Raw genomic sequence first — 24,956 nt, forward strand, 5'->3', positions numbered from 1 at the left:
CCCTAACGGCGGCCGCCGCGCCGTCTGCCGCTGCCCTGCTGCGCCTGCTGGACCTCGTCATCGAAGAGGTCCGCCAGCTGATCGGTCATTGCACCGGCCAGTTCCTCCGCATCCACGATGGTCACGGCCCGGCGGTAGTAGCGGGTAACATCGTGACCGATGCCGATGGCAATCAGTTCCACGGGCGACCGGGTTTCGATTTCCTCGATCACGTATCTGAGGTGGCGCTCCAGGTAGTTGCCCGGATTGACCGACAAGGTGGTGTCGTCAACAGGAGCGCCATCCGAAATCATCATCAGGATCCGGCGCTGCTCGGGCCGTCCGAGCAAGCGCTCGTGCGCCCACAGAAGTGCCTCGCCGTCGATGTTCTCTTTCAGCAGCCCTTCGCGCATCATCAAGCCGAGATTGCGCCGCGCACGCCGCCAGGGCGCATCGGCGGATTTGTAGATGATGTGCCGCAGATCATTGAGTCGGCCCGGTGTCGGCGGTTTGCCCGCGCCGATCCAGCTTTCGCGCGACTGGCCGCCCTTCCATGCCTTCGTGGTGAAGCCGAGGATCTCGACCTTGACGCCGCACCGCTCCAACGTTCGTGCAAGAATATCCGCGCAGGTTGCTGCAACCGTTATCGGCCGGCCGCGCATCGAGCCGGAATTGTCAAGAAGCAGGGTCACGACGGTATCGCGGAAATTGGTATCCCGTTCCTGCTTGAAGGCAAGTGGTGACATCGGATCGGTGACCGCGCGCGTCAGCCTTGCGGTATCGAGCAGGCCTTCCTCGAGATCGAAGTCCCAGGCCCGGTTCTGCTGCGCCATGAGTTTGCGCTGCAGACGGTTGGCCAGCCGAGCGACCGCGCCTTGCAGATGCGTCAGCTGCTTGTCGAGAAACCCGCGCAGACGGTCGAGTTCGGCCGTATCGCACAGTTCTTCGGCGGTGACGGTCTCGTCAAACTGGTTCGTGAAGACGCGGTAATCGGTCTCGGGCCGGTTGGAAAAGGGCGTGTCCTGGCGGTCGCTTTCCCCGGGCTCTTCGGAATCCTGCGCCATGTCCTCTTCGGCGAAGTCTTCCATGTCCATGTCCGCGGCTTCTGTATCGCCTGCGTCCTGTTCTTCGCCGGACAGTTCCATTTCCTGCGGCGAGGCTTCCTGCTCGCCGGTGTCGTTCTCGTCTTCGCCGGTTTCGGTTTCGTCGTTGTTGCCCTGGTCCTCGTTCTCTTCAGGATCGGTATCCTGATCCTGATCGCCGAGATCATCGCCCATGTCGAGCGACTTCAGAACATCGCGGAAACGCGATGCGAAGGAGTTCTGGTCTTCCACTTCCGACTGCAGCAGATCGAGTTCGGACCCGGCTTTCTCCTCCACCCAGCCGCGCCACATGTCGACCAGGTTCTTGGCGCTTTCCGGCGGCTGTTCACCGGTCAGGCGTTCACGCACGATCAGGGAAAGGGCATCCTGAAGCGGTGCTTCATCGCGGCTTGCAATATCCGGCGCACCCGACTTTCTGAACCGGTCGTCCAGCATGACGGCGAGATTTTCGGCAACGCCCTGCATCCGCCGTGCACCCACGGCTTCGCAACGCGCCTGTTCCACTGCCTCGAAGATGGCCCTCGCCTCCGAGCCTTGCGGCAGGTTCTTGGAGTGCACCGCCTTGTCGTGACAGGCAATGCGCAGTGCCATGGAATCCGACAATCCGCGCGTGACCGCGATATCGTGCGCGTTGACCTTGCGCGACGGCTCCGGCAGGCGGGCTGTCATGCCGCTGAGGCCGGGCCTGTCTCCGGAAAACAGCACTTCCAGTTCCGCCTCGCCCGCAATCGCGCGCATCGTGCCGCTGACCGACTGCTTGAACGGCTCGGTCGACGGTGCAGGCTTGTTGCCTGGAAGGGTATTGTGCCCCGGACGCGGTGCCATCGGATCCTCAGCTCATCACAACGTTGACGGACGATTCCGGCAGGTCTTCGCCAAAGCAGCGCTGATAGAATTCCGCGACGAGCGACTGTTCCATGTCATCGCATTTGTTGAGGAAGGTCAGGCGGAAGGCAAATCCGACATCGCCGAAGATTTCCGCGTTTTCGGCCCATGTGATCACCGTACGCGGGCTCATGACGGTCGACAGGTCGCCATTGATGAACGCATTCCGGGTCATGTCGGCCAGACGCACCATCTTGGAAACCGTGTTGCGGCCTTCCTCGTTCTGGAAGTTCTTGGCCTTCGACAGGACGATATCGACCTCATTGTCGTGCGGCAGGTAGTTCAGTGTCGTGACGATCGACCAGCGGTCCATCTGGGCCTGGTTGATCTGCTGCGTGCCGTGATAAAGCCCGGACGTATCGCCGAGACCCACCGTGTTTGCCGTTGCAAACAGCCGGAAGGCGGCATGAGGCCGGATAACGCGGCTCTGGTCAAGCAAGGTCAGGCGGCCCGACGACTCCAGAATGCGCTGGATCACGAACATCACATCCGGCCGGCCGGCGTCATATTCATCGAACACAAGCGCGACATTGTGCTGATAGGCCCAGGGCAGGATGCCGTCCTTGAATTCGGTGACCTGCTGGCCTTCCTTGATGACGATCGCGTCCTTGCCGACAAGGTCGATACGCGAGATGTGGCTGTCCAGGTTGACGCGGATACACGGCCAGTTCAGGCGCGCTGCGACCTGTTCGATATGAGTCGACTTGCCCGTGCCGTGATAGCCGGTGACCATGACACGGCGGTTGTGCGCGAATCCTGCCAGGATCGCAAGAGTGGTCGCACGGTCGAACAGGTAGTCGTCATCACGCTCCGGCACATGTTCTGACGGCGTGGAGAATGCAGGCACCTTGAGGCTGGATTTGAATCCGAACACCTCTTCAACAGAAACCTCGGTGTCCGGCGTTGCCATAGCCGCAGTCGTCGTCTCAGTCATCAGTCCTCCGAAGTCCCGGATCACCGGGAAGGATCAATTGGGAAAAGCCGGCAGGGAGCTACCGGCTCAAAGGAAACCAGCCTTTTTCAGGACGTTGTAGGCCTGAATGATCTCCCTCAGTCGGTCTTCGGAAGATCGGTCGCCGCCATTTGCGTCCGGATGATTCAATTTTACAAGCTCCTTATAGCGCGCTTTTATTTCCGCGCCACGGGCTGTGTACGGCAGATTGAGCACATCCAGGGACCGTTTTTCAAGCGTTAGTAGCTTTCTTTGGCGAGGTTGTCGCACCTGTTCGGCGCGCTGGCGGGCGCGGCCGCGCATTTGCGAGCGCGGATCGTAGCCGTCAGGACCGTCGGCAGCCTGCTTGTTCACCCCCATTTTCCAGGTCGGGCGGTGGCCGGTGAGGCTGTCTTTCTGGAAGGAGCGAACGTCCTCGTCGCCCATGCCGACGAAGTAGTTATAGGACTTGTTGTACTCTCTGACGTGATCGACACAGAAATTGAAATATTCCCCTTCCCGGTCACGCCCTTTCGGTGCCCTGTGCATGCCGGGCCGATTGCAGCCGGGATGATCGCACACAGGATGCGTGTCTTCCGCCGCGCGCTCCTTGTCCGGCTTCACGCGGATGCTGTCGAAAAGTTTTGAGTCAAGTTTCATGCGGTCGAATATCGAACTCTATCTATTGGCGGGCAACCCGTCGGGCATTGCATTTCCCCGGTGTCCAAAGTTAATTTCCGGCGCTTTGTTCTGGCCGGAACAGGACAGCCCGCAACTGTATCAGGCCTCGCAGGACCAGCAAAGACTTGACATTTGAAACTCTGACCACACGTTGAGCGATATGAGCACCAAAGACACGATCACCGCCAAACTGACCCAGGCCTTTGCGCCGGAATCCCTCAACGTGATCGACGAATCCGAGCAGCACCGGGGCCACGGTGGCTGGCGCGAGGGTGGCGAAACCCATTTCCGTGTTCAAATCACCGCGAAGTCCTTTGAGGGCATGAACCGTGTTGCCCAGCACAGGGCGATCAACGAGGCATTGTCCGACGAGTTCGAAAACGGTGTCCACGCGCTTGCGATTGAGGTCGGGTGACCCGCCGCCTGCGCCACAGGCGTTCAAAGCCCACGGGGCAATAATTTTAGCCTCATCTTCAAATTTCGGCACAAATGTGCTATATAGAGGGTGAGCATATAGATGTGTCAGCGCCGTTTGAGCCACAAAGTCGTTCAGGTGACGTTCATGTTGATATGCTATAAGGCGGTACTGACAACGCCGGAAAGGAGCGCAGAAAAGTGAAAATTCTGATCACATCGCTGATGATCCAGTTGGGTTTGGCAACTGCGGTTCTCGCTGAGGCACCATTCCTGATTCCGTGAATTCAAGGACAATGAGTGCAACAATCGGCCCGCTTAATGCGGGCCTTTGTTTTTTCCGGGTTTGAACCCGCTCCAACCTACTGATTCTGCTGCCGCAACAGTTCGACGCGATCGATCCATTCGTTGAGATCCTTTAGCAACCATTCGGAATGCGACACTCTCAGGCGAACTTTCAATTCATTCGACGACAATCGTAGTTTCTCGTCATCTTCCGCCTGGTCGTGGATGATGTTCCGCGACACCTTGAAAGCCTGGAGCGCAATTTCAAGTTTGGTTTTCAGCCACTCCGCGTAGGCTTCGTCGAAATTCCTCCGCAGCTTGATTTCCTGTATTCGTGCCAGAGCATAGGCACGGAAAACCTCCGCACGGAAAATCTGCGATTCCCGTTCCGGCAGCGACATGCAGGAAAAATCCGTGTTGGCTATTTCGGTTAGCGTTTCATTGACAATCGCCGACCGGGTCGAGTCGTATTTTTCATGCTCCGTGCCATAAAGCCCGGAGACATAAAGAACATGATAGTAAACGCTTATAAGCCTGCCATCCGCTCCTTCGAGTTCGCTTTCAGCACTATTCTGGATTGCGCCGCACCCTCGAAAAGGCGGTTGCCGTAGAAAGCCGACAGCTTCCAGCGTACGTCCGGGTACGCCATCATATTGCGGTTTCGGAAAGTACCGTGCGCGTCCCTCAACGGCCGGGATCTCTCGCATTTGTTTCCGGGTGATATCAAGAAGAACTATGAGCTGGTTGAAGGCCTCGCGTCGAATTGGCCTTTGCAACGTGCGATAGCGCGAACGCAACCGCCACTCCTTGTAGAGCGCAATCTGAATGCTCCTGACGCGGAGCAAGTACCAGAAACGGATGTCATCAACATCAAAATCGGAAAGCGCTGCCTCGTCACCCAGCTCCACGCGTATCCAGCGGTCCAGCGTTGTGATTCCGGTCTCGAAATCGTTTACATGGGCAAGTGCCAAAGCATAAGCGATCGCGAGGTACGGACGGTTGATGGACACCTGCTCGGTGGAGCCTCTCAGGTCGTATCTTTGCTTTTCCGGCTCATTCTCTGTTGCCGGGAGTTTCACCATCCGCTCCACGACCGATTTGCAGCTCTTAGCTTGCTCCAACGCCTGGACGACGCTGTCGTCGTATCGTTTCAGTTGATCACCCTCAAGCAACTCTTTTCTTTTGCCGATGTTGTCAGCCACGTTGATGACATGACTGGCAACCGGCTCTATCGCCTTGGCAAGAGCCACTTCCAGAGCGCGACTGCTGTTGCGATTGCTCGATATCCCGGTTCCATCCGAGGCTTCCTCCAGACTCGTTTGCTTGGCAGAAGACCAGTAAAATTCCCGGATACTCGGGATGATCTCCGAAAACGCCCGGTCAAAATAATGCTCGTCCTCCAGGATGGCTTTGGAAGCAGAAAGACAACCGATATACTCTAAAAAAATGTATTCCACACTCCGGGCAACCTTTCCCAGGTCAAGAAGGTTTTGGGTGATCAATCCGTATTTGTCAGACGCCACTTCGCAATAGTCTTCGTCTGTTGGCTCAGGCAAACACGTGTCTTTGTACTTGGCTCTGAAATTCTTTGTGTGGTGTTCAAGGTAGGTCCTGTCCCGATCCACTTGCCACGACATGAAACGCAGCATCGGCGCAGGCTGCAGGCCCCGGTCCGAATTTTCAGCAGCTTCCTTTGGAAAGTCGATTGCTCCCTGCGCCTGGGGGTTCCTGTCGGAGCTACCGCCAACATTCTGAGCGGACTGAAGCTGGAACTTGACGATGGGTGAATCCACCTGAAGCCCGCTCAGCAGATCCGACACGGTGTAGGATGTCGTCCCGAGAATGAACAGAACGAACAGCAACACGGCCTCGAACTTTTCCGGAATGGAAAAGTGCGATTCTTCGCCGGCCGGTTTTTTCTTGTAGATCCGCCGGAGCCAGATCGCGAACAGTCCGCCGAAAACAAAGCCCAGAAGCGTCGATGTCGTCAGCCGCGACGTGAAGAGCGCATAGACGCTATAGAGACCATGACTGGGCTTGATGATCCAGACAAACGAGAGATAGGCAAAAAGGACACAGAAGAAGGCAACAACGATGATCGCAAAGACAAAACTGAAGAATTTCGGGATTCTCGCAACGAAACCACCGACAGCAATTGTAAAGCGGTCGCCAGTGGAAGTGGCCTTCACCGACATGAGCAAATTGAAAATTACGAAGGAAATCGCGGAAGAAAGAAGAAAAACTGCCATAGGACGCCTCCAGCCCGGCTTCTGACCCCGAAAGCCAACCAGTCAAACGGCGCAAGTCTGAAAAGGCCTTGCGTTACGTAACCCTACAACCAATGATTAGTTCGTACAAATGAATGATCAGAGCCGGAAGTACCCCGCCCGACCAGTTTCGGCCGGCTCGTTACAAACGCAATCCGGCGGAGCGGAGACGGTTCCCTGCCCGCCGGGCGCGCCTAAGCCAACGCCGGTCCTTACTGAACCGGCACCGTCGCGGGGCGTTGCGGTTCGGCCGCTGCGATCCCCCGAGACGCCTGCGTCAGCGGCATGATGCGCAGACGCGTGATCCGGTTCTTTTCCCGCCTCAGAACGGTAAAGCGGAAGCCGTGGAAGGTGAAAATCTGGCGCTCTTCCGGGATCATTCTGGCCTCGTGAATGACGAGCCCGGCGATTGTTGTCGCTTCGTCATCCGGCAGGCTCCAGTCGGCGGCACGGTTGAGGTCCCGGATCGGCACGGAGCCGTCGACGATGACCGAGCCGTCGGCCTGCGGGCGCAGCCCCTCAAGGTCCAGGTCATGTTCATCCGCGATCTCGCCGACAATCTCCTCAAGAATATCCTCTAGCGTCACCAGCCCCATCACCTCGCCGTATTCGTCAACAACCAGCGAGAAATGGGACTTGTGCCGCAGGAACGCGTTGAGCTGGTCCTGAAGGCTGGTCGTGTCAGGCACGAACCAGGCCGGCGCTGCGATGTCCAGAATATCGATCTTGGTCGTGTCGCCGTCCGCGCGGTGCAGGGCGCGCAGCAGATCCTTTGCATGCAGAACACCGACGAAATTGTCGCTTTCGCCGCGCCAGAGCGGCAAACGCGTATAGGGCGCGGCCAGCGCGGCATCGACCAGCTTCACCGGGTCCTCGTCCGCATTCAGCGCCAGCATGTTGGTCCGGTGCACCATGACATCGGAGACCTCGAGATCGGCAAGGTCGAGCAGGCCGCCAAGGCGGTCGCGCTCACCTTTTTCAAGTCCCCCCTCGATATGCTGAAGGTCGACAGCGCCGCGCAACTCGTCATGAGCGGACAGGAGGAAGGCATCCGCGCCGACCTGCACACCGAGAAAACGCAGGATGTGACGCACGATCCACTCCACCCCGGCGACGACAGGGCCGAACACGGCCACCACGACACGCACGATCGGCGATACCGTGAGGGCGAAACGTTCCGGATTGGAAATTGCCCAGGTTTTCGGCAGGACTTCCGCAAAAATCAGAACGAGCGCCGTCATGACCAGGGTTGCAATCGCGACACCGGCCTCCCCGAACAATGTCAGGAACACGCTGGTTGCGAGCGCGGACGCCAGGATGTTGACCAGATTGTTTCCCAGGAGGAGCGCGCCGATAAGGCGCTCCCGGGACGCGATCAGCCGGCTGGCGACGCGCGCGCGCCAGTCGCCGGTTTTCTCAAGCTGGTGCACGCGCGCCCTGGATGCAGCGGTCAGTGCTGTTTCAGAGCCGGAAAAGAACCCGGACAGGAACAGGAGCACGAATACCGCTCCGATCGCGAGCCAAAGAGCTGTTTCCGTCATTGATCGAGTTTCTCCCTGAGAAATTCAGTGACAACACCGGGATCGACACCCTTTTCGACGAATGCTTCTCCGATGCCGCGCGTCAGAATGAAGGTCAGCGCACCACGGCTCACCTTCTTGTCCTGGGCGATGATGTCCATGAACGTGTCCACACCCGGAAGCTGACCCGGGATGTCCTGGATCCGGACCGGCAATCCGACATCGTCAAGATGCGCACGAACCCGCAGGACCGTGTCTTCACCGACAAGACCCAGCCGCGCAGAAAATTCGTGCGCCAGCATCATGCCAATCGAAACGCCCTCGCCGTGGACCAGGCGTTCGGTTTCGTATGCGACGGCAGATTCCAGCGCGTGGCCGAACGTGTGCCCCAGGTTGAGCAGTGCGCGTTTACCGGCTTCAAATTCGTCCGCGGCCACGATGTCGGCCTTGGCCTGGCAGGAGCGGGCGACCGCCTCCTCCCGTTCCGGACCGCCTTCGAACACGCCCTTCCAGTTGGTTTCCAACCAGGCGAAGAACTCCGCATCGCCAAGCAGTCCGTATTTTGCGACCTCCGCATACCCGGCCCGGAAATCGCGCGGCGGCAGGGTATCCAGCACTGCCGTGTCGGCCAAAACCAGCGATGGCTGATAAAACGCTCCGATCAGGTTCTTGCCATGGCGGGAATTGATCCCGGTCTTGCCGCCGACCGAACTGTCGACCTGGGCAAGAAGGGTCGTCGGCACCTGAACAAACGCCATGCCGCGGCGGGTCGCGGACGCGACAAATCCCGCCAGATCTCCGGCAACGCCACCACCCAGCGCCACGATCGCATCACCGCGCTCGAACCTGCCCGCAAGCACTTCGTCGCAAAGCCGTTCGAATTCGGCAAAGCACTTGCTGCTTTCTCCCGAAGGGAGGGTATACGCGGTGTGGCCGAGCCCCGACGCACTCAGGCTGTCGGAGAGCGATCCGAGGTGAAGTTTCGCGACCGTTTCATCGGCAATGATCGCCAGCCTCGCCTTCGGCAATATCGAGGCGATTTGATAGCCCGCATCCCCAATCAGGCCACGTCCGATCAGGATGTCGTAACTGCGCGCGCCGAGATCGACGTGCACTGTGGTCCGCTCGGATGGGGCTGTGGCCGCAATCGTGTCTGCCATTCCGGTTTAAGTCCAAATTTCAGGTGTTCGATGTCTGCGAGGCCACGCTGTCCCCGTCCTGGAACAGATAATCGGCCATAGTGATGATGATCTGGTCAACAACGGTGTCATGCGGGACATCTTTCGAAGTAACGGTCAGCGCGGCTTTCGCGTAGACCGGTTCGCGCTCCGCAAGGAGATTGCGCATGGTTCCTTCCGGATCCGGCGTTTGCAGGAGCGGACGTGTCGCACGCCGTCTCACCCGCGCCATCACGGTTTCAAAGTCGACCTTCAGCCATATGGAAAGGCCATGTTCCGTGATTTGCGAACGCGTTGTTTCGCTCATGAACGCACCGCCACCGGTCGCAAGAACCTGAGGTCCTTCACTCAGCAACCTGGCGATAACCCTTTCTTCTCCGCTACGAAAATACGGCTCGCCATGCTCCGCGAAAATCTCCGACACAGTCATGTTTGCCGCACGCTCGATTTCGGAATCCGCGTCAACGAATTCAAGACCCAGACGCAATGCGAGCCGCTTTCCGACAGTTGACTTGCCGCAGCCCATAATGCCGACAAGAACGATCGATCGCGATCCCAGGGCCGCCAGAAGCCGGTCCGTGTCGATGGAATTGATGTTTTCGTCTGCGCTCACCGCAAGCCGGTCCGTCATCAGGTTTTTGTCATTCATGCTGCGTTGTATCACATTCGATCGAAAAGACACGCGGTGGAACACGGTCGGCGATTTTCTTTGTCGGCTTGCGCAGAGGGCTTGGTTTTTGGAACATTCGCTTATTCGATTCGCCCCGGGAGACTGATGTGCCGACCCTTACCCGCCTGCTGCTCGTGCTTGCCCTGCTCGGTGCGCTTGGCTACGGCGCGGTTTATTCTCTCGCAAATTTCGTGGATCCACGCGAGCGGGAAATCACCGTCAGGGTCAAGAAGGACGGCTTCGGACGCTGATGGCTGCGGGCTACGACATCGAAACCTTTCTGGAAATGCTCGCCGTCGAAAGGGGAGCTGCTGAAAACACGCTGCAGGGCTATCGCAGAGATCTGGAAGACTTTTCGGGGTTTCTGGGCCGAACCAAAGTCGCTGACGCGCAGTCGGATGACATCTCGGCCTATATGAGTGACCTGACCCGGCGGGGATTTGCCGAAACCTCGCAGGCGCGGCGCCTGTCGGCATTGAAACAGTTCTTCAAATTTCTTTATGCCGAGGGGACACGCGCGGATGATCCGACCCGGACGCTGTCCGCGCCGAAAAAACGCGGCAGCCTTCCCAAGGTCCTGTCAATCGATGATGTCGACAGGCTGATCGAAACGGCGCGTTCGGAAACGGCAAAACCGCAGCGCAGCAGCGCCGCCCGTCTCCGGGCGCAGCGCATGTACACCCTGATCGAGGTGCTTTATGCCACGGGCCTGCGCGTATCCGAGCTGGTCGCGCTGCCTGTCAGCGCTGCTATGCGCGATGCGCGGCTGATCGAGATCAGGGGCAAGGGAGGCAAGGAACGGCTCGTCCCGCTTTCCCCGGCCGCCCAGCGTGCCATGAAGGATTATGTCGGGCTTCGCGCCGCCGAGGGCGCTTACGAGAAAAGTCCGTGGCTGTTCCCTTCCCATGGCGACAGCGGCCATCTGACAAGGCAGCATTTCGCCCGTGAACTGAAAGCGCTTGCCCAAACGGCCGGACTCGATGTGACGAAAATTTCACCGCATGTTTTGCGGCATGCTTTTGCATCGCACCTTCTTCAAAACGGCGCCGATCTGCGTGTCGTTCAACAGCTGCTGGGACATGCCGATATCTCTACAACGCAGATTTATACGCATGTTCTCGACGAACGGCTGCGTGAACTCGTGGAACAGGCGCATCCTTTGGCACAGCGTTGATCACAGATCCTATTGCACCGCAGCAAAGAGCGCCCTACACTCCGCTGCCTAAAAATTTTGCAGCGGATGCAGACAATGCTTCAACATGCCAGCGACTTTGAAGCGCTGAAATCAAGCTTCCAGTGGTCGCTGCCCGAAACATACAATATGGCACATGCGGTGAGCGATGCCTGGGCGGCGCGCGACCCGCAAAGGCTCGCCATTCGTCACGTGCGGCACTCCGGCGAGGTGGAAGACTGGACACACCTGGAGCTGAACCGCTCGGCAAACCGCTTTGCCAATGCGCTCCTCGGTCTCGGCGTCAAAAGGCGCGACCGCATCGGCCTGCTCCTGCCGCAGGGCCCGGCAACGGCAATCGCGCATATTGCCGCTTACAAGCTGGGCGCAGTCGCGGTCCCTCTTGCTTCTCTGTTCGGGCGAGAAGCCTTGAAGTACCGGCTCTCCGATTCAGGGGCAAAGGTCCTCGTCACGAACGGCAGCGGTGTTGAAAAGCTCTCCTTGATCCGTAACGACCTGACGGATCTTGAACATGTCATTTCCGTCGATGGGCCAGCCCCGGACACAGGCTCCTTTCAAACTCTCCTCGACGCGGCGCGCGACAGCTTCGAAACCCTCGCCACGAGACCGGACGATCCGGCACTGATGATCTATACATCCGGCACGACCGGCCAGCCCAAGGGCGTCCTCCACGGCCATCGGGTGCTGCTCGGTCATATGCCGGGGATCGAGCTCTCACAGAATTTCCTGGGTCAGGCGGGCGATATGCTGTGGACGCCTGCCGACTGGGCCTGGGCCGGCGGATTGCTCAATGCCCTTTTTCCCGCCTTGAAACTCGGCGTTCCCGTGGTCTCCTACGCAGCGCGGAAGTTTGATCCCGAATTTGCGTTTCACCTTATGGAACAACAACGCATCCGCAACGCGTTCATCCCGCCGACTGCTCTGAAGATGTTGCGGTCCGTCCAGACCCCGGCGACGCGCTTCGCGCTTCGGTGGCGGAGCGTCGGTTCCGCCGGGGAGTCGCTCGGGCGCGAGGCCTATGACTGGTTCGCAGAAGAATTCGGATTTCCGGTCAACGAGTTTTACGGCCAGACCGAATGCAATGCCGTTCTGGGGTCGGCCGCAAGCCTTGGTGTGACTCGTGCCGGCGCGATCGGAAAGGCAACGCCGGGGCATGAGGTCGCCATCATAGGCGGCGACGGCACCGTTCTGCCGGCAGAATCCCTTGGCCAGATCGCCATCAGGAGACCCGACCCGGTGATGTTTCTTGAATATTGGAACAATCCGGATGCAACGCGCGACAAGTTCATCGGCGACTGGATGGTGACCGGTGATCAGGGGGTCATGGATGAGGACGGCTTTTTCCATTTCGTCGGACGCGACGACGACATCATCACATCGGCCAGCTACCGCATCGGCCCGGGTGAGATCGAGGATTGCCTGATCAGACATCCGGCCGTCGCGTTGGCGGCCGCCGTCGGCAAACCCGATCCGCTGCGCACCGAGATCGTCAAGGCTTTTGTCGTCCTGAAGCCGGATGAACAGGACAACGAAAACCTCGCAGCGGACATCAAGGACTTTGTCCGCGAACACCTGTCCGCCCATGAGTATCCGCGCGAGATCGAATTCGTCAGCTCACTGCCCATGACGACGACGGGAAAGGTCATCCGGCGCAAACTTCGCGAAATGGCGCGCGCGGAAGCGTCCTGACCAACTGGTCAGGACCTCACTTTCTTTCGGATATCGCGGGCCAGGCGCCGCAGCGTCTGTTCCAGTGCGAAATCCGCGGAACAGATCCTGTTCTTGAACGTGGCCGTGGAGCCGGACGACAGCAGCAGCAAACCGGTCTCCCGACGGCCGCGCCACAGCGGTTCGATCATGGAATGTCCGGGGATTGCAAGCGAGTCCGCCAGTTTGAACCCTTGCATGGCCAGGTTTTGCTGGAACGTGAAAAGGACGAGCTGAGCACCCGGCGAATACCGTGCGTAAGTCTCGTCAAAGGCAATTTTCCAGGCAAAGACGTGTCCGCCATCCACGAATGAAACCAGCGAGGCGATGAGCTTTTCGCCCACCCGCAATTCATCGATCCGCACATGCCCGGCGCTGCCCATCGCGGCGACTGTTTCCCGCGAAAAGTCCGCCGTCTGCGATTTGCTGGCAAGCGCCGTGTTCTCGCGCCCCTTCCATCCCGACGCTTCAAGGGCGAGAAACTGCTCGAAATGGGCTTGCAGACGATCCCCTTCGATCGTTTCGAGACTGACCGGCCCCTCGTCTTCGAGACGCCGTAGGAGGCGTTTCATTTCCTTTCGCCGCTTCCCCTTGAACGCGTCGTCGAACTGGGATTGCCCTTTTGCGCCGCAATCATGAGACGCCCTGTACGATCGTTCGACAACGGCAACATCGGCTTCCTCGAGATCCATCAGAAACCCGGCGGCCCTTGAGGCAAGCGGCAGATGAGGGAGTGCAAGAATTCCAGATTTTCCTGCGGCGGCCTGAAAAAACCGCTGCACGTGAATGGCACCGGCATCCGGGTGCAGCAGCGGTGTGCCGACCGGGCCGTAATCTGTTGTGAAGGTTGTGGGAACCGGAACAAGAAGACCCACCGGGCGCGACCGGATCGGGGCCGCCATCAGCCACTGGCCGGTAAGGCTGTCTGCCACCACCAGCAGCCTGACGCGCCCACGGCCCATATGGCTGAGGTATGGCCGGAGGAAAGACGGACCAAAAAACGGGTTCGGGTCTGCTGCGTCTTCGCTCAAGGCCTGCCAGGCAACCAGCGGCAGATCATCTTGCAGAGGATCCAGAAGGCGCGCATCCGCTTCGGACGGCCCACCGCTTTCAGAGGTCATCCGACGGCCTCCGGCCGGACAGCATAATCGGCAGCACGAATGTCGTGACGTTCAGCTTGCGCCTGGCGGCAATCGCAAGGGCCGTCGCCTCGAACAGGATCGCGCAACTCGTGGCGATCGCGGCACCTGCCAGCCCCAGCAGCGGAATGAGTATCAGGTTGAGCAGAACATTGACGACGAACGTTGCCGCATAGACCCCGGCACAGGTTTTCTGGTGGCCCGTCATCGACAACAGCGCATCAGCCGGACCGACCGAGGCACGTGCAAGCACGCCGATCATCAGAAGGGCGATGAGCGGATAGCCGTCTTCGAAGCCGCTGCCGAAGAGGCGAAGCAGCAAAGGTGCAACAAGTAATAGGGCGAGCCCTGCGGCCAGCGAAGGCCAGAATGTCCAAAGCGTCGCCTGTCTCGTATAGGCGGCAAGCCCGTCCCTGTCCTCGTTGTGCTTGTAGCTCGAAAACCGGTGTGCCGACGCCGCGCGCACTGCGAAGTAGACGAAGTGAACAAGCGCGAGCGTTTTTGAAGCCGCGAAATAGACCGCAACCTCGTCCGGACTCTGAAAGAAGCTCACCATGATCACGTCTGCGCTGGTGAGCAGCTGCAGGAAACCTTCCACCATCAGCATCGGCAACGAGATCGCGAGCCATGTTTTCAGGTCGGTCCTTGCCGGCCCCTTTGGGACTTTGCTGGGCAACCGTGCGCGCAGATGGACATACTGATAGGCGGCAACGAGAGATGTGGCGGCGACCGCAATAATTGCCGCCGTTGTGGCGGTCGCTGGCATCCCGGCGACACTGACCGCAACCAGCAGGAACAGAATTGCAAGCGGGCGCCAGATATATGTCGGCAGCATGGCAAGCGATGGCCAGTCGTGACTGCGTGCGATGCCGTCCTGAACCAGTCCGAAGGCAAAGAACGGCAGCGCCAGAAACACGATGACAAGCGGCTCGACATAGGTCGGCGCAATGAACGGACGGGCCAGGAAAACGCCGGTTATCGCCAGCGCGGCCGTGCCGACGCCGATCAGAAAGGCCGCCTGACGGCTTGCCGACAGAAACCCGCGCAACCCGTTGAGGTCACCGGTCTGCCGGTATTGAGGAATGAAGCGGCTTGCGGAGGTCGAGAACCCGCCGCAGGCCATGACCCCGAGAACAATCACGAACGTCCAGGCGACCGAATAAATGCCGTAGTCGTAGGCGCCCAGAAGCCGGGCCAGGACAATCTGGGAGAGGAAGGCAAGCCCCGCGCCCGCCACTCGAACGGCGAAAGTCGAAACGGCCATGCGTCCCGCAGCCGCTTTCTCGGAAGAAGCGCGTCCGGAACCGGCTGCAATCTGCTCGACGCCTTTCGCCAGGATCTGTATCCAGGCAGCGTCCTGAAAACGCTTCGTCCAGAAATTGGCGGTCGATCGCACGTAGAGGGCCCCTGAGATTTGTTTTCCGTATTTTTGCCACAAGGGCCTTAATTTTCCGTGGCTTTCGCTTGTCTTTTGCCGACCTTCATTCACAGCTGTGTGATGAATTTCAGTCCTTGTGGAGTGACGGAAACCGGCTGTGCCCAACCGGGTTCAGATCCGGATTGATCACACTTGGCCATACGGCGGGCAAATGAACCGGCTCGCACTCCAATCCGTGGTGCAATTGCAAGATTCAGATTTGTTTTCAATTCGTTAGCTACTAGACACAAATGTCTGTGCGATCCCAGCTTGACAGAACCGTCAAAATGAGAACAAATAGCGAACAAAGGAATCGCCGATCCGGGCAGGACAACATCAGACGATCGGCACTGGTTCTTTGTGCGCCCAGTTACTTTGCGGATTCAGAGGGTTGCCTCCCCTTCAATCCGCGACTTGATCCGGTCCCTGCATCGCCGCCAAGCGCAGGGGCCGGATTTTTTGTTGAGAGGCTCAAACCCTTCCGCCCGATTAAAATTAACCAAATTTAAAGACAATTTTATCGGTTTGCCCGGATCTCGTTGCACTGCGAATAGAGAAATCTTATAAGGCTCAAAGATTTATTTATATGTGTTAGGCAATCTGCATCGAACGCCACATCCACCGCAAGAAATGGTCGGGTTCGCTGCGGTCAGCAAAGGAAAACGACAATGCTCAAGGAACTCGCATTCGCGTCATTTGCGAGCGCTGCGCTCCTCGTCTCGGGCGCGGCCAGCGCGATGATCATCAACGGTGATTTCGAAGACGTCACGACCATGGACCCCACTGGTCTCGTCAACGGCAACAAGTTGTCGAACCTGGCGACGACTGGATCCTCATGGGATGTGTTCAGCGAGATCAGCGGGTGGAAGACTACAAATGGCGCCGGCATCGAAGTGCAGACCAACCGCACGCTGGGTTCCATCGATGCGCATTCTGGTCAGCACTACATTGAGCTTGATAGCCATCCACGCGCCAATTCGAACTCCACCATGTCTCAGGACGTATCGCTCGGAGTTGGCAGTTACGAACTGTCTTTCTGGTATAGCCCGCGGAACAACGATGCATCCTCGAATGGCATCGAGTATTCGGTTGGTGGCTTGCTTCTGGATTCCATTACCGGACCGAGCGCATCACCACTGACCGCGGTTGGAACGTGGACACTGGTCAAGGCATTGTTCAAGGTTGAGACTGCCGGCGACTACACGCTTTCCTTTGCAGCAACCGGAAAACAGAACACACTGGGCGGGTTCGTCGATACGGTGAACATTACCGCAGTTCCGATCCCGGCAGCCGGTTTCTTGCTTCCGGTCGGGCTCGGTTTGCTCGGCTACGCATCCCGTCGCCGCAAAGCCGCCTGATACCTGCAGGTCTTTTGCTTAAAGAAAATGCGGCCCTTTGAGGCCGCATTTTTTCTTGTTTGCGTGAGCCCGTTTCTAAGCCCGCACTATCGCTTCAGGCAAACTGGCGCCAGAACTGGTAGGACCGGTCCAGCCTGTTCAGCCGCTTGCTTTTTTCGCAAGGGTCAAGATCCTTCCTGTCCATTAGTATTTCGATCTCTTTTCTGAGTTCATCCATGTGCCTGGTTGCGTATCTCAACATTTCAACATCCTCCACTCAGGTGTTCGTCGTTACCCAAGAAGGTGTTACGTAATCGGAAGATATTCAAATTAAGTATTTTTAAGAAACTGCGCTAAACTCTTAAGTTGCATTACTTTTTCCGATTTAATTAATTGACATTCGCGACAGTGGCAACGGATGTTCCTATCTGTTTTCTGCAAGTCTCGGTGCGAGATCGGCGAACAGGTCCGGTCGGCCCTGAACCTTAGCGATCAGCATTGCGCCCTCGAGCTGTGCGAGGATTGCCAGACTTTGTCTGCTCAGCTCGTCTTCCGAAATGTCTGCGCCCCAATCCGATTGTCTCAGTCCCTTTTTCAGCCAGGCGCCGGTCCGGTCAAAGAACGTTTTCGCTTCGCTCACCACGGCATCCGGCAGACCGGAGGATTCCGCTGCAAGAATGCCGCAAAGGCACATCTGTCCATCCTGGCCCAGGGACCGCTCGAACGCCCGATGCAACTGCAAGATCAGCGCCTCGGCCGGCCTCACCGGTTCCACCGGATCGCCAAGCAGGTCCAGAAAACGATCCGTGTATCGTCTGGCCACCTTCGCACCCAGATCGGCCTTGGTTGGAAAGTAATAGTGCACGCTTGAACTCTTCACACCGACGCCGGATGCAATGTCGCGAAAGCTGAACCCGTTGTAACCGTTTTGCCGGATGAGTATCTCCGCAAGATCGAGGATCTTTTCTTCTGTATCAGCGATGGATGCACGCACGGATCGATCTCCTAATCTATCGACTGATAGATAGGCCTTGACATGGGAAAGCGCAACACCGATATCTCATTCATCGAATCTACCTACTGATAGATAGATAAATTGACTTAACCGAAAAATGGAGACTGACTGTGACAAAAAGCATCGCGATCATTCAGGGCGGCACCTCCGGCATGGGCCTTGCGACCGCCCACCGCCTCGCGGCCCGAGGCATACCGCTTGTTCTAATCGGACGCACCCCGGACAAGCTCTCGTCCGCGCGTTCCGAGCTGGAAACACGCCATCAGGCAACGGTCGATACCTGGCAGGCGGATGTGACCCGTCCGGAAGATGTCGCGGAACTGGTCGACAGGATCTCAAACCTGGACCGGCCGCTTGGCTATCTGGTCAATGCCGCGGGCTACTTCAGTCCGAAACCGTTTCTGGATCACACGGGCGACGACTTCGACCTCTATCACGCCTTCAACCGTGGAACCTTCCTGATCACGCAAGCCGCGACCCGGAAAATGTCTGAATCGGGCAAGGGGTCCGTGGTGAACCTCGGGTCGATGTGGGCACACCAGGCGATCAAGGCGACGCCGTCATCGGCCTATTCGATGGCAAAGGCTGGCCTGCACGCCTTTACGCAACACCTTGCGATGGAACTGGGCGATCGGGGCATTCGCGTCAACGCGGTCGCACCTGCTGTTGTCGAAACACCGATCTACGGCGCTTTCATTCCGGAAGACCAGATTTCGGCAACGCTGAAACAGGGATTTGATGCCTTTCACCCCATCGGGCGCATCGGAACCGCGGAAGATGTCGCCTCGGCCGTCGACTTCCTGCTGTCGGACGAAGCCGGCTGGGTGACCGGTTCCATTTGGGATGTCGATGGCGGGGTCATGGCCGGCCGGAACTAGTCCGAGCATGCCGAAGGAGTTGCCGAGGCCGGCAACTCCCTCATTCAGGGAGGGCTTCCACGTAATACCAGCGGCCAGCCTTCTTCCGGAACCGGCTGAGTTCGCGGTGCGTATTCAATCTGCCGCCGGCAAGATACTTCGCCTCGAACAGTACGGTTCCGTCCCGATCGGTTTCGCGGCCCTTTTGAACCTCAAGGACCGTCAGGCCTGTCCAGTGGTTGTCCCGGGCCCATTGCGCAGTTGCCGTTTCGTCGAAACCATTCTGGTTCTTTGGCCACAGGGTTTCCTTCAGATAGGAAATGTTCAACAGGACATAGGCCGAATAGCGGGAGCGCATCAGTGCCGCCGCTGTCCCGGCGTTCGCCTTGCCGGAAAGAAAAGGACCGCAGCAGGCGGAAAGGCTTTTGCCGCTGCCGCATGGACACATGTCTGTTGTCATCAAGACCCCGCGTTTGCCGACCTTTCTCAGCCTGCCTATCACTTAGCAGACGAAACCGCTATCGTTAAGCATCTGAATTGTCTGAAGGTCTGGCGGCATGAAACTGGCCACGTTCAATATAGAGTCCTATGGAAGCGACCGTTTCGAGCCGGCCGGGTTAAGGCCGCGGATCGAGGCCCTGCGTCCAAGGCTCCTGGAGCTTGAGGCAGACATCCTGTGCCTTCAGGAAGTCAACGCCCAAAAGGTCAAGGGAGCATCGCAGCGTCAGTTTCTTGCACTCGACCTGCTGCTCGCCGGCACGCCTTACGAAACCTTTCACCGCGCGGCCAGCGAACGCGCGCCCGGGAAAGGACCGGGCGACAGGCACAATCTCGTCATCCTGTCCCGATACCCGATTTCGGCCCATGAAAGCCTGTTTCAGCTCCGCGCCAACGCCCCGCTCTGGCAGCCGTCAACGGCGGACCCCGCGTATGACACGCCGCAGCACGTCACGTTCGAACGGCCGATCCTGAAATCCGAAATCGACATTGGCGGCATGAAGCCGCTGCACCTGTTCGTGGTTCATTTGCGCGCACCGATCGCCGCGATGATCCGGGGCGGAAAGACCGCCGAGCGAACCTGGAAAAGCACGTCGGCCTGGGCGGAAGGCTACTTGCTCTCGGTCCTGAAACAGAGCGCACAGGCGCTGGAACTGCGCCTGGCGGTCGAAGCCCTGTTCGATCGGGATGAAAAGGCGCAAATCGTCCTGACGGGCGACTTCAATGCAACCGGTGAAACCGGCACGCTGCGCCTCTTGCGCGCGGACCCGGATGACACCGCCTCTCCTGATTGGACGCACCGCAGGTTGTTTCAACTGGACGCCTCGCTGCCGCTGCCTGACCGGCAAACGGTCATTCATCGCGGGAAAGGCCAGGCGCTCGACCACATCCTGGCGAGCGGCCCGATCACCGACCGAGTTGTCGACGTGCGGGTTTTCAACGCCGGCTTGCCGGACGAAGTGTTCGAAGCCGATGACGAGACCTATGCCGGTTCCTATCATGCAGCCATGCGCGCGCAATTCGACATCTGACACCGGCAAAGGGGTCGAATGCCGCTTCTGATCTGTCAGCTTCAGTCCGGCGAGAGCGAACTGATGTAGCTGGCCAGGTTCGCAATCTCGACATTGCCGAGTGTCATGTTCGGCATTTTCGGATGCGGGTCTTTCAGGAAGGTGGCGAGCGACGCCTGCGTCCAGTCAGGGTCCTTGGCGATATCATAGAAACTCGGCAACGAAACACTGGCTGCGCTCGGCTGATCGTCGGAAACCAGATGACAGGATGCGCACCATTGCAGCGCCAGCACCTTGCCGGTCGCCGGATCGGCGGCCTGTGCAGGCGTTGAGGCCATCTGCAGGATCAGCGCCAGGACCGCGCCACCAAACAAGACCCGCCGCTGCACTGTCACGACTGCAGGATTCTGATTGCTCGGACAACGGAACATGAAGGCCTCCTTGTAATTGCGCACCGACTCACACAAGTGAGAATGACGCGCCTCTCGGAAACCGCCTTGCGGTGGATCAATCCAGACTGAAACGCCTCAACTTAAACGTGATTCTGTGCTTTACTGCACGATCAGTTCCGGCACGGTCTCATCGAAATGACATGGGAGAATGAAATGGCTCGACACCTGAAAATCGCGATATGTGCTGCGGCGGCAGTGTTGACGCTGACCCCGGTCCACGCATTGGCGCAGACCGCACCGATCTATTCGCAAACGGATCTCTTCCATCCTGTCACCTCGCAAAACGGCATGGTTGCCAGCCAGGAAGCGGTCGCGACGTCGGTTGGCGTCGAGATCCTCAAGAAGGGCGGCAATGCGGTTGATGCCGCCATCGCAACCGGCTTCGCGCTTGCGGTCACCCTGCCGCGCGCGGGCAATCTCGGCGGCGGCGGCTTCATGATGATCCATATGGCCGACAGCGGCGAAACCCACGCCCTGGACTATCGGGAAAAAGCACCCGCCGGTGCTTTCAAGGACATGTTCCTCGGACCGGACGGCGAGCCAGACAAGCAAAAGTCCCGGTTTTCGGGTCTTGCGATCGGGGTTCCCGGAACAGTCGCCGGCTTCGCCGAGGCGTTCTCAAGGCACGGCAGCGGCAACGTGACCTGGCAGGAGCTTGTGGCCCCGGCGATAGAACTCGCCGGATCGGGCATCACCGTGACATCGAGCCTGTCGGATGCCCTGTCGGCAAGGGCCGAACGGCTGACCGGCGATCCGGCCACAGCCGCAATTTTCTTCAAGGCCGGCGGCGTTCCCTACCAGCCCGGCGAAACGCTGGTTCAGGCGGATCTGGCCGGAACGCTGGAGCTGATATCGGAAAAGGGTGCGGATGGGTTTTACAAGGGGGATGTGGCTGAAAAAATTGCCGCCAAGGTGCAGGCGGCAGGCGGCAGCATGACCATCGAAGACCTTGCCGGCTACCAGCCCGTCTGGCGTGAACCGGTTACAGGTTCCTATCGCGGCTACGAGATTGCCTCCATGCCGCCACCGTCGTCCGGTGGCGTTCACATCGTCCAGATCCTGAACATCCTCGAAAACTTCCCCATGAACGAGTTCGGCCCGAATTCCGCCGATGCGATCCACGCAATGTCGGAGGCGATGCGCCTTGCCTATGCGGACCGGTCCAAATATCTGGGCGATCCGGACTATGTCAGCGTGCCTGTTTCCGGACTGACATCCCCCGACTATGCCGCGGAGCTGACCGAAACCATCAAGATGGACGCGGCACGGCCGTCTGAAGACGTCAAGCCGGCAGACCCGCTCCCTTATGAGAGCAATGAAACCACGCATTACTCGGTTGTCGACAAGGAGGGCAACGCGGTTTCAAATACCTATACGCTGAATTTCTCATACGGCTCCGGCCTCACCGCCGACGGCACCGGCGTTCTTCTGAACAACGAACTGGACGACTTTTCCGCCAAGCCCGGTGTCCCGAATGCCTACGGGCTGATCGGCGGCACGGCCAATGCGGTCGAGGCCGGCAAGCGGCCGCTGTCCTCAATGAGCCCGACGCTGGTCTTCAAGGATGGCGCTTTTCATCTGGCCACCGGCTCGCCGGGCGGCAGCCGCATTATCACGACCACGCTGCAGATCATTCTCAATATCGTCGATCACCAGATGAATATTGCCGAGGCCACGGTCGCGCCGCGCATCCACAACCAGTGGCTCCCCGACGAGATCCGCATCGAGGAAGGCATCTCGCCGGACACGGTCAAGCTGCTTGAGGACAGGGGCCACAAGGTCGTGGTCAAGAACGCCATGGGTTCGACCCAGTCGATCATGAGCGTCGATGGCGTCCTTGCCGGTTTCTCGGACCCGCGCCGCAAGGGCGCTCTGACGCAGGGCTACTGAGTTTTCGGAGGAAACTGCCTGTTCAGCGTGCTCTGGCTGTCGAGATCCCGCAGATGGTGGAAAAAGCTCTCCGCCGCGACCGCGAGGAAAGACACCAGCAGCACGCCGATATAGGTGGAATGCTCCAGCAACTCTGCACGGTCGCCGACAATGACATCAAAGATCGTGAAGCCCAGAAAGACCGCGATCGACACGGTGATCGCAAGGTCGGTGCGATAGGCAACGCCCGGTTTGCCCTGGACCAGGCGCAAACCGGCCCAGACGAAAAACCCGGCTGCCGCGAACTCGACGATCCCGGCAAAGATCAGCGTCGCCTGCACGAAAGCCGGATCCAGGGCAAGCCTGTCGAAATACATGGTGAACTTCTCAACCCGGTGGTTGCCCCACCAGTGCAGGAAAACGATGTCCTGGCGCGCAAAGAACTTGTCGAGCCCGTTCAAGAGCCAGAAGAAGAACCAGAAGACGATGACGACGGCGGTGATCGGTTGGCGAAGTGCGTGCATGGCAGTTTCCGTTTCCTGAGGGTCCGGATTGCGCGCAATCTATCAGCATGCGGTTGAAGAAGAGTTAGCGTTCACGTTTGCGTGAGCGGACCGAACGCCTTTGCCACCATGGAGGCGAACCGTTTGTCGAGCCGTATCCTGTCCTCGGCGGTCATGTGCGGCCAGACGATCTGACTGCCGACATAGGCGGCGTATTCCAGCTGGGCGATTTCCCTTGCAAGCTCGGGTGCCAGACCGGCATCGCGGTAAAGGCCGACGACAAACTCCGTTCTGACCTCGTCGACCTCCTGAACGACTTTCCGCGCGATGTCGTTGGATTGAGCAAACTGGCGCACGGCCCGTTCCAGATCCTGATCGAGCATATTGGCAATATCGGAAAGGGTCTGGGCGCGTTTATCCTGCGGTTGCCGCATGATCGCATCGGCCACATCCAGCGTGTTGCGCTGTTTCCACGCCAGGAACAGCGCCTCCAGAAAGGCGCCGTGGTCCTGGAAGTGGTGATAGAAGGACCCGCGTGTCCGGCTTGCGGCCGCGCACATGGCATCGACCGTCAGCGCGGCACCGCCGTCCCGGGCAAGATGCTCCAGACCCAGATCAAGCCAGTCCTTTTTCACAAATCGCTTGCGAGATCCCATCAAACTCCACCGGCAATGCCCAACAGCGCGATTGGCAGGAAGAGCCAACCTTGCGGCATTGCCTTGTAGGATTGTTTCTTCAACGGGGGAAGCGCCAATCCGAGGAAGCAGAAGGCAAGCGCAAGACCTGTCGCCATCCATCCGAGTTCCCAGCTTTGCGGAAAGAACGCCGCAAGCGCATACATCAACGCCATGGCTGCGAGAACGATCGTGGCGATATGCCAGCAATAGTAACTCACATATTTCGGTACGGGTTTCAGATCCGGTGCACTGAGCAGCGGTCCGGCAATTTCCCGTCCTCCGAGAAACGTATGTATCAGAAACGTCAGTCCCGAGAGGACGCCCGCAATCATGAGAAGCACATTCATATCAATCTCCAAAACATACCATATAGTATGGTTTGTTTATCTGCATATCGCGCACAAAGCCATGCGGCGCGCGGTCACACGGTACGGCACCTCGATCCAAGCTCCTGAGCGCTTGCAGATTGACACTCAAAAAGTGGCATGTTAGCGCTATTCAAAGCGCTTTGAAGAGTGAGCGCCCTTCCTGAAATATCGACTGAACCTGGAGAAACGGCCATGCCGATCAGAACCCTGGTCTGGGGCGAGAACGTCCATGAGCAGCACAATGCAATCGTCGCCCGGACCTATCCGGATGGCATGCATCAATGTATCGCCGATGCGCTGAATGCCGACCCTGAGATCAACGCGGCGACAGCAACCCTGCAGGATCCCGAACACGGTCTGACCGAGGAGCGCCTTGCTGACACCGATGTCCTGGTCTGGTGGGGTCACGCCGCCCATGGCGACGTTGCCGACCACGTTGTCGACCGGGTCTGCGACGCGGTCTGGTCGGGCATGGGCATGATGTTCCTGCACTCGGCCCATTTCGCCAAACCGTTCAAACGGCTGATGGGCAGCCCCTGCAACCTGACATGGCGCGAGGCGGGCGAGCGCGAGCGTCTCTGGGTCACCAGCCGCAATCACCCGATTACCAGAGGCCTGCCGGACAGTTTCGAACTGGAAATGGAGGAAATGTACGGTGAACCTTTCGGCGTGCCGGAACCGCTGGAAACCGTGTTCATCAGCTGGTTCCAGGGCGGTGAGGTTTTCCGCTCCGGCCTGACCTACAAACGCGGTGCCGGCAATATCTTCTATTTCCGGCCCGGGCACGAAACCTACCCGACCTATCACGACGCGACCGTCCAGACCGTTCTGAAGAACGGCGTCAAATGGGCCTTCAACCCGATGGCGCGCGTTGCGGATCCCAATGCCGCACCGAACGTGCCGGTTGATGCCGCGCCGGAAAAGATCGAGGAACGCGGCCCGAAGCTTCACGCCGACGGCGAAGAAGGCTTCCGCTGAGCGGACTATTCAATGACCCGGTGT

At 58.8% G+C, this 24,956-nt stretch carries 26 protein-coding genes; 10 read left to right on the forward strand and 16 right to left on the reverse strand.

Annotated features, from left to right (window positions below):
• Positions 1–2 precede the first annotated feature (2 nt).
• The 3 genes from cobT to RBB49_RS06835 form a co-directional block, all read right to left on the reverse strand.
• Entirely contained in the window at positions 3–1,907 is a 1,905-nt protein-coding gene (gene cobT / locus RBB49_RS06825; RefSeq protein ID WP_306141965.1) for a cobaltochelatase subunit CobT, read from the reverse strand.
• 7 nt (positions 1,908–1,914) lie between these two features.
• Complete coding sequence (cobS, locus tag RBB49_RS06830) at positions 1,915–2,901, reverse strand: cobaltochelatase subunit CobS (protein WP_306141966.1); 987 nt, start codon at positions 2,899–2,901, stop codon at positions 1,915–1,917.
• A 66-nt stretch (positions 2,902–2,967) separates the two neighbouring features.
• Positions 2,968–3,558, reverse strand: coding sequence for a DnaJ domain-containing protein (locus RBB49_RS06835; protein ID WP_306141967.1), 591 nt, complete (start codon positions 3,556–3,558; stop codon positions 2,968–2,970).
• 181 nt (positions 3,559–3,739) lie between these two features.
• On the opposite strand from RBB49_RS06835, the gene RBB49_RS06840 reads away from it, so the two are divergent.
• On the forward strand, positions 3,740–3,994 hold the full coding sequence (locus RBB49_RS06840; RefSeq protein WP_306141968.1) for a BolA family transcriptional regulator: 255 nt from the start codon (positions 3,740–3,742) through the stop codon (positions 3,992–3,994).
• 361 nt (positions 3,995–4,355) lie between these two features.
• Here RBB49_RS06840 and RBB49_RS06845 read toward each other — a convergent pair whose 3' ends face one another.
• Positions 4,356–6,140, reverse strand: a complete 1,785-nt coding sequence (locus RBB49_RS06845; RefSeq protein ID WP_306141969.1) for a hypothetical protein — start codon at positions 6,138–6,140, stop codon at positions 4,356–4,358.
• Positions 6,141–6,170: 30 nt separating this feature from the next.
• On the opposite strand from RBB49_RS06845, the gene RBB49_RS06850 reads away from it, so the two are divergent.
• Positions 6,171–6,608: a hypothetical protein gene (locus tag RBB49_RS06850; protein WP_306141970.1), complete on the forward strand. Its 438-nt coding sequence runs from the start codon at positions 6,171–6,173 to the stop codon at positions 6,606–6,608.
• A gap of 149 nt (positions 6,609–6,757) precedes the next feature.
• Here the strand turns inward: RBB49_RS06850 and RBB49_RS06855 are convergent, their stop codons facing one another.
• The 3 genes from RBB49_RS06855 to RBB49_RS06865 are packed head-to-tail and all read right to left on the reverse strand — an operon-like array spanning position 6,758 to position 9,874.
• Positions 6,758–8,086, reverse strand: coding sequence for an HlyC/CorC family transporter (locus RBB49_RS06855; protein WP_306141971.1), 1,329 nt, complete (start codon positions 8,084–8,086; stop codon positions 6,758–6,760).
• On the reverse strand, positions 8,083–9,225 hold the full coding sequence (gene aroB, locus RBB49_RS06860) for a 3-dehydroquinate synthase (protein WP_306141972.1): 1,143 nt from the start codon (positions 9,223–9,225) through the stop codon (positions 8,083–8,085). The genes RBB49_RS06855 and aroB overlap by 4 nt, the downstream gene beginning before the upstream one ends.
• A gap of 19 nt (positions 9,226–9,244) precedes the next feature.
• The gene (locus tag RBB49_RS06865; protein ID WP_306142380.1) at positions 9,245–9,874 is read right to left on the reverse strand and encodes a shikimate kinase; all 630 of its coding nucleotides are present in this window, start codon (positions 9,872–9,874) and stop codon (positions 9,245–9,247) included.
• Positions 9,875–10,020: 146 nt separating this feature from the next.
• On the opposite strand from RBB49_RS06865, the gene RBB49_RS06870 reads away from it, so the two are divergent.
• The 3 genes from RBB49_RS06870 to RBB49_RS06880 all read left to right on the forward strand — a co-directional run bounded on the left by RBB49_RS06870 (position 10,021) and on the right by RBB49_RS06880 (position 12,794).
• Entirely contained in the window at positions 10,021–10,164 is a 144-nt protein-coding gene (locus RBB49_RS06870) for a hypothetical protein (protein WP_306141973.1), read from the forward strand.
• Complete coding sequence (gene xerD, locus RBB49_RS06875; RefSeq protein WP_306141974.1) at positions 10,164–11,087, forward strand: site-specific tyrosine recombinase XerD; 924 nt, start codon at positions 10,164–10,166, stop codon at positions 11,085–11,087. Before RBB49_RS06870 ends, xerD begins: the two co-directional genes overlap by 1 nt.
• Before the next feature lie 75 nt (positions 11,088–11,162).
• Entirely contained in the window at positions 11,163–12,794 is a 1,632-nt protein-coding gene (locus RBB49_RS06880) for an AMP-binding protein (protein ID WP_306141975.1), read from the forward strand.
• A gap of 8 nt (positions 12,795–12,802) precedes the next feature.
• On the opposite strand, the gene RBB49_RS06885 is transcribed toward RBB49_RS06880, so the two are convergent.
• The gene (locus RBB49_RS06885) at positions 12,803–13,933 is read right to left on the reverse strand and encodes a GNAT family N-acetyltransferase (protein ID WP_306141976.1); all 1,131 of its coding nucleotides are present in this window, start codon (positions 13,931–13,933) and stop codon (positions 12,803–12,805) included.
• Entirely contained in the window at positions 13,923–15,347 is a 1,425-nt protein-coding gene (locus tag RBB49_RS06890; protein ID WP_306141977.1) for a lipopolysaccharide biosynthesis protein, read from the reverse strand. Before RBB49_RS06890 ends, RBB49_RS06885 begins: the two co-directional genes overlap by 11 nt.
• Before the next feature lie 689 nt (positions 15,348–16,036).
• Here RBB49_RS06890 and RBB49_RS06895 point away from each other — a divergent pair.
• Positions 16,037–16,726: a hypothetical protein gene (locus tag RBB49_RS06895; RefSeq protein ID WP_306141978.1), complete on the forward strand. Its 690-nt coding sequence runs from the start codon at positions 16,037–16,039 to the stop codon at positions 16,724–16,726.
• A gap of 94 nt (positions 16,727–16,820) precedes the next feature.
• Here RBB49_RS06895 and RBB49_RS06900 read toward each other — a convergent pair whose 3' ends face one another.
• On the reverse strand, positions 16,821–16,967 hold the full coding sequence (locus RBB49_RS06900; protein ID WP_306141979.1) for a hypothetical protein: 147 nt from the start codon (positions 16,965–16,967) through the stop codon (positions 16,821–16,823).
• A gap of 162 nt (positions 16,968–17,129) precedes the next feature.
• The gene (locus RBB49_RS06905) at positions 17,130–17,699 is read right to left on the reverse strand and encodes a TetR/AcrR family transcriptional regulator (protein ID WP_306141980.1); all 570 of its coding nucleotides are present in this window, start codon (positions 17,697–17,699) and stop codon (positions 17,130–17,132) included.
• A gap of 131 nt (positions 17,700–17,830) precedes the next feature.
• On the opposite strand from RBB49_RS06905, the gene RBB49_RS06910 reads away from it, so the two are divergent.
• Positions 17,831–18,598: an SDR family NAD(P)-dependent oxidoreductase gene (locus tag RBB49_RS06910; RefSeq protein WP_306141981.1), complete on the forward strand. Its 768-nt coding sequence runs from the start codon at positions 17,831–17,833 to the stop codon at positions 18,596–18,598.
• Between the two features lie 40 nt (positions 18,599–18,638).
• Here RBB49_RS06910 and RBB49_RS06915 read toward each other — a convergent pair whose 3' ends face one another.
• Positions 18,639–19,037 carry a YchJ family protein gene (locus RBB49_RS06915; RefSeq protein ID WP_306141982.1) on the reverse strand — a complete coding sequence of 133 codons (399 nt, stop codon included), beginning with the start codon at positions 19,035–19,037 and terminating at the stop codon, positions 18,639–18,641.
• 97 nt (positions 19,038–19,134) lie between these two features.
• Between RBB49_RS06915 and RBB49_RS06920 the strand changes: the two genes are divergently transcribed.
• Positions 19,135–20,106, forward strand: coding sequence for an endonuclease/exonuclease/phosphatase family protein (locus RBB49_RS06920; protein ID WP_306141983.1), 972 nt, complete (start codon positions 19,135–19,137; stop codon positions 20,104–20,106).
• A gap of 41 nt (positions 20,107–20,147) precedes the next feature.
• Here RBB49_RS06920 and RBB49_RS06925 read toward each other — a convergent pair whose 3' ends face one another.
• A complete protein-coding gene (locus tag RBB49_RS06925; RefSeq protein ID WP_306141984.1) occupies positions 20,148–20,516 on the reverse strand; it encodes a c-type cytochrome in 369 nt (122 codons plus the stop codon).
• 174 nt (positions 20,517–20,690) lie between these two features.
• Here RBB49_RS06925 and ggt point away from each other — a divergent pair, with 174 nt between their 5' ends.
• Positions 20,691–22,427: a gamma-glutamyltransferase gene (ggt, locus tag RBB49_RS06930; protein ID WP_306141985.1), complete on the forward strand. Its 1,737-nt coding sequence runs from the start codon at positions 20,691–20,693 to the stop codon at positions 22,425–22,427.
• Here ggt and RBB49_RS06935 read toward each other — a convergent pair.
• From RBB49_RS06935 to RBB49_RS06945, 3 genes are all read right to left on the reverse strand, one after another.
• Positions 22,421–22,930: a hypothetical protein gene (locus tag RBB49_RS06935; RefSeq protein ID WP_306141986.1), complete on the reverse strand. Its 510-nt coding sequence runs from the start codon at positions 22,928–22,930 to the stop codon at positions 22,421–22,423. The two genes, ggt and RBB49_RS06935, sit on opposite strands and share 7 nt — an antisense overlap.
• A 71-nt stretch (positions 22,931–23,001) precedes the next feature.
• Complete coding sequence (locus tag RBB49_RS06940) at positions 23,002–23,565, reverse strand: TetR/AcrR family transcriptional regulator (RefSeq protein WP_306141987.1); 564 nt, start codon at positions 23,563–23,565, stop codon at positions 23,002–23,004.
• The gene (locus tag RBB49_RS06945; RefSeq protein ID WP_306141988.1) at positions 23,565–23,933 is read right to left on the reverse strand and encodes a hypothetical protein; all 369 of its coding nucleotides are present in this window, start codon (positions 23,931–23,933) and stop codon (positions 23,565–23,567) included. The genes RBB49_RS06940 and RBB49_RS06945 overlap by 1 nt, the downstream gene beginning before the upstream one ends.
• Positions 23,934–24,146: 213 nt before the next feature.
• Here RBB49_RS06945 and RBB49_RS06950 point away from each other — a divergent pair, with 213 nt between their 5' ends.
• Positions 24,147–24,932, forward strand: a complete 786-nt coding sequence (locus RBB49_RS06950; protein WP_306141989.1) for a ThuA domain-containing protein — start codon at positions 24,147–24,149, stop codon at positions 24,930–24,932.
• Positions 24,933–24,956 lie beyond the last annotated feature (24 nt).

Source organism: Roseibium sp. MMSF_3412, from assembly GCF_030733265.1.
In the GTDB taxonomy this organism is placed as follows: domain Bacteria; phylum Pseudomonadota; class Alphaproteobacteria; order Rhizobiales; family Stappiaceae; genus Roseibium.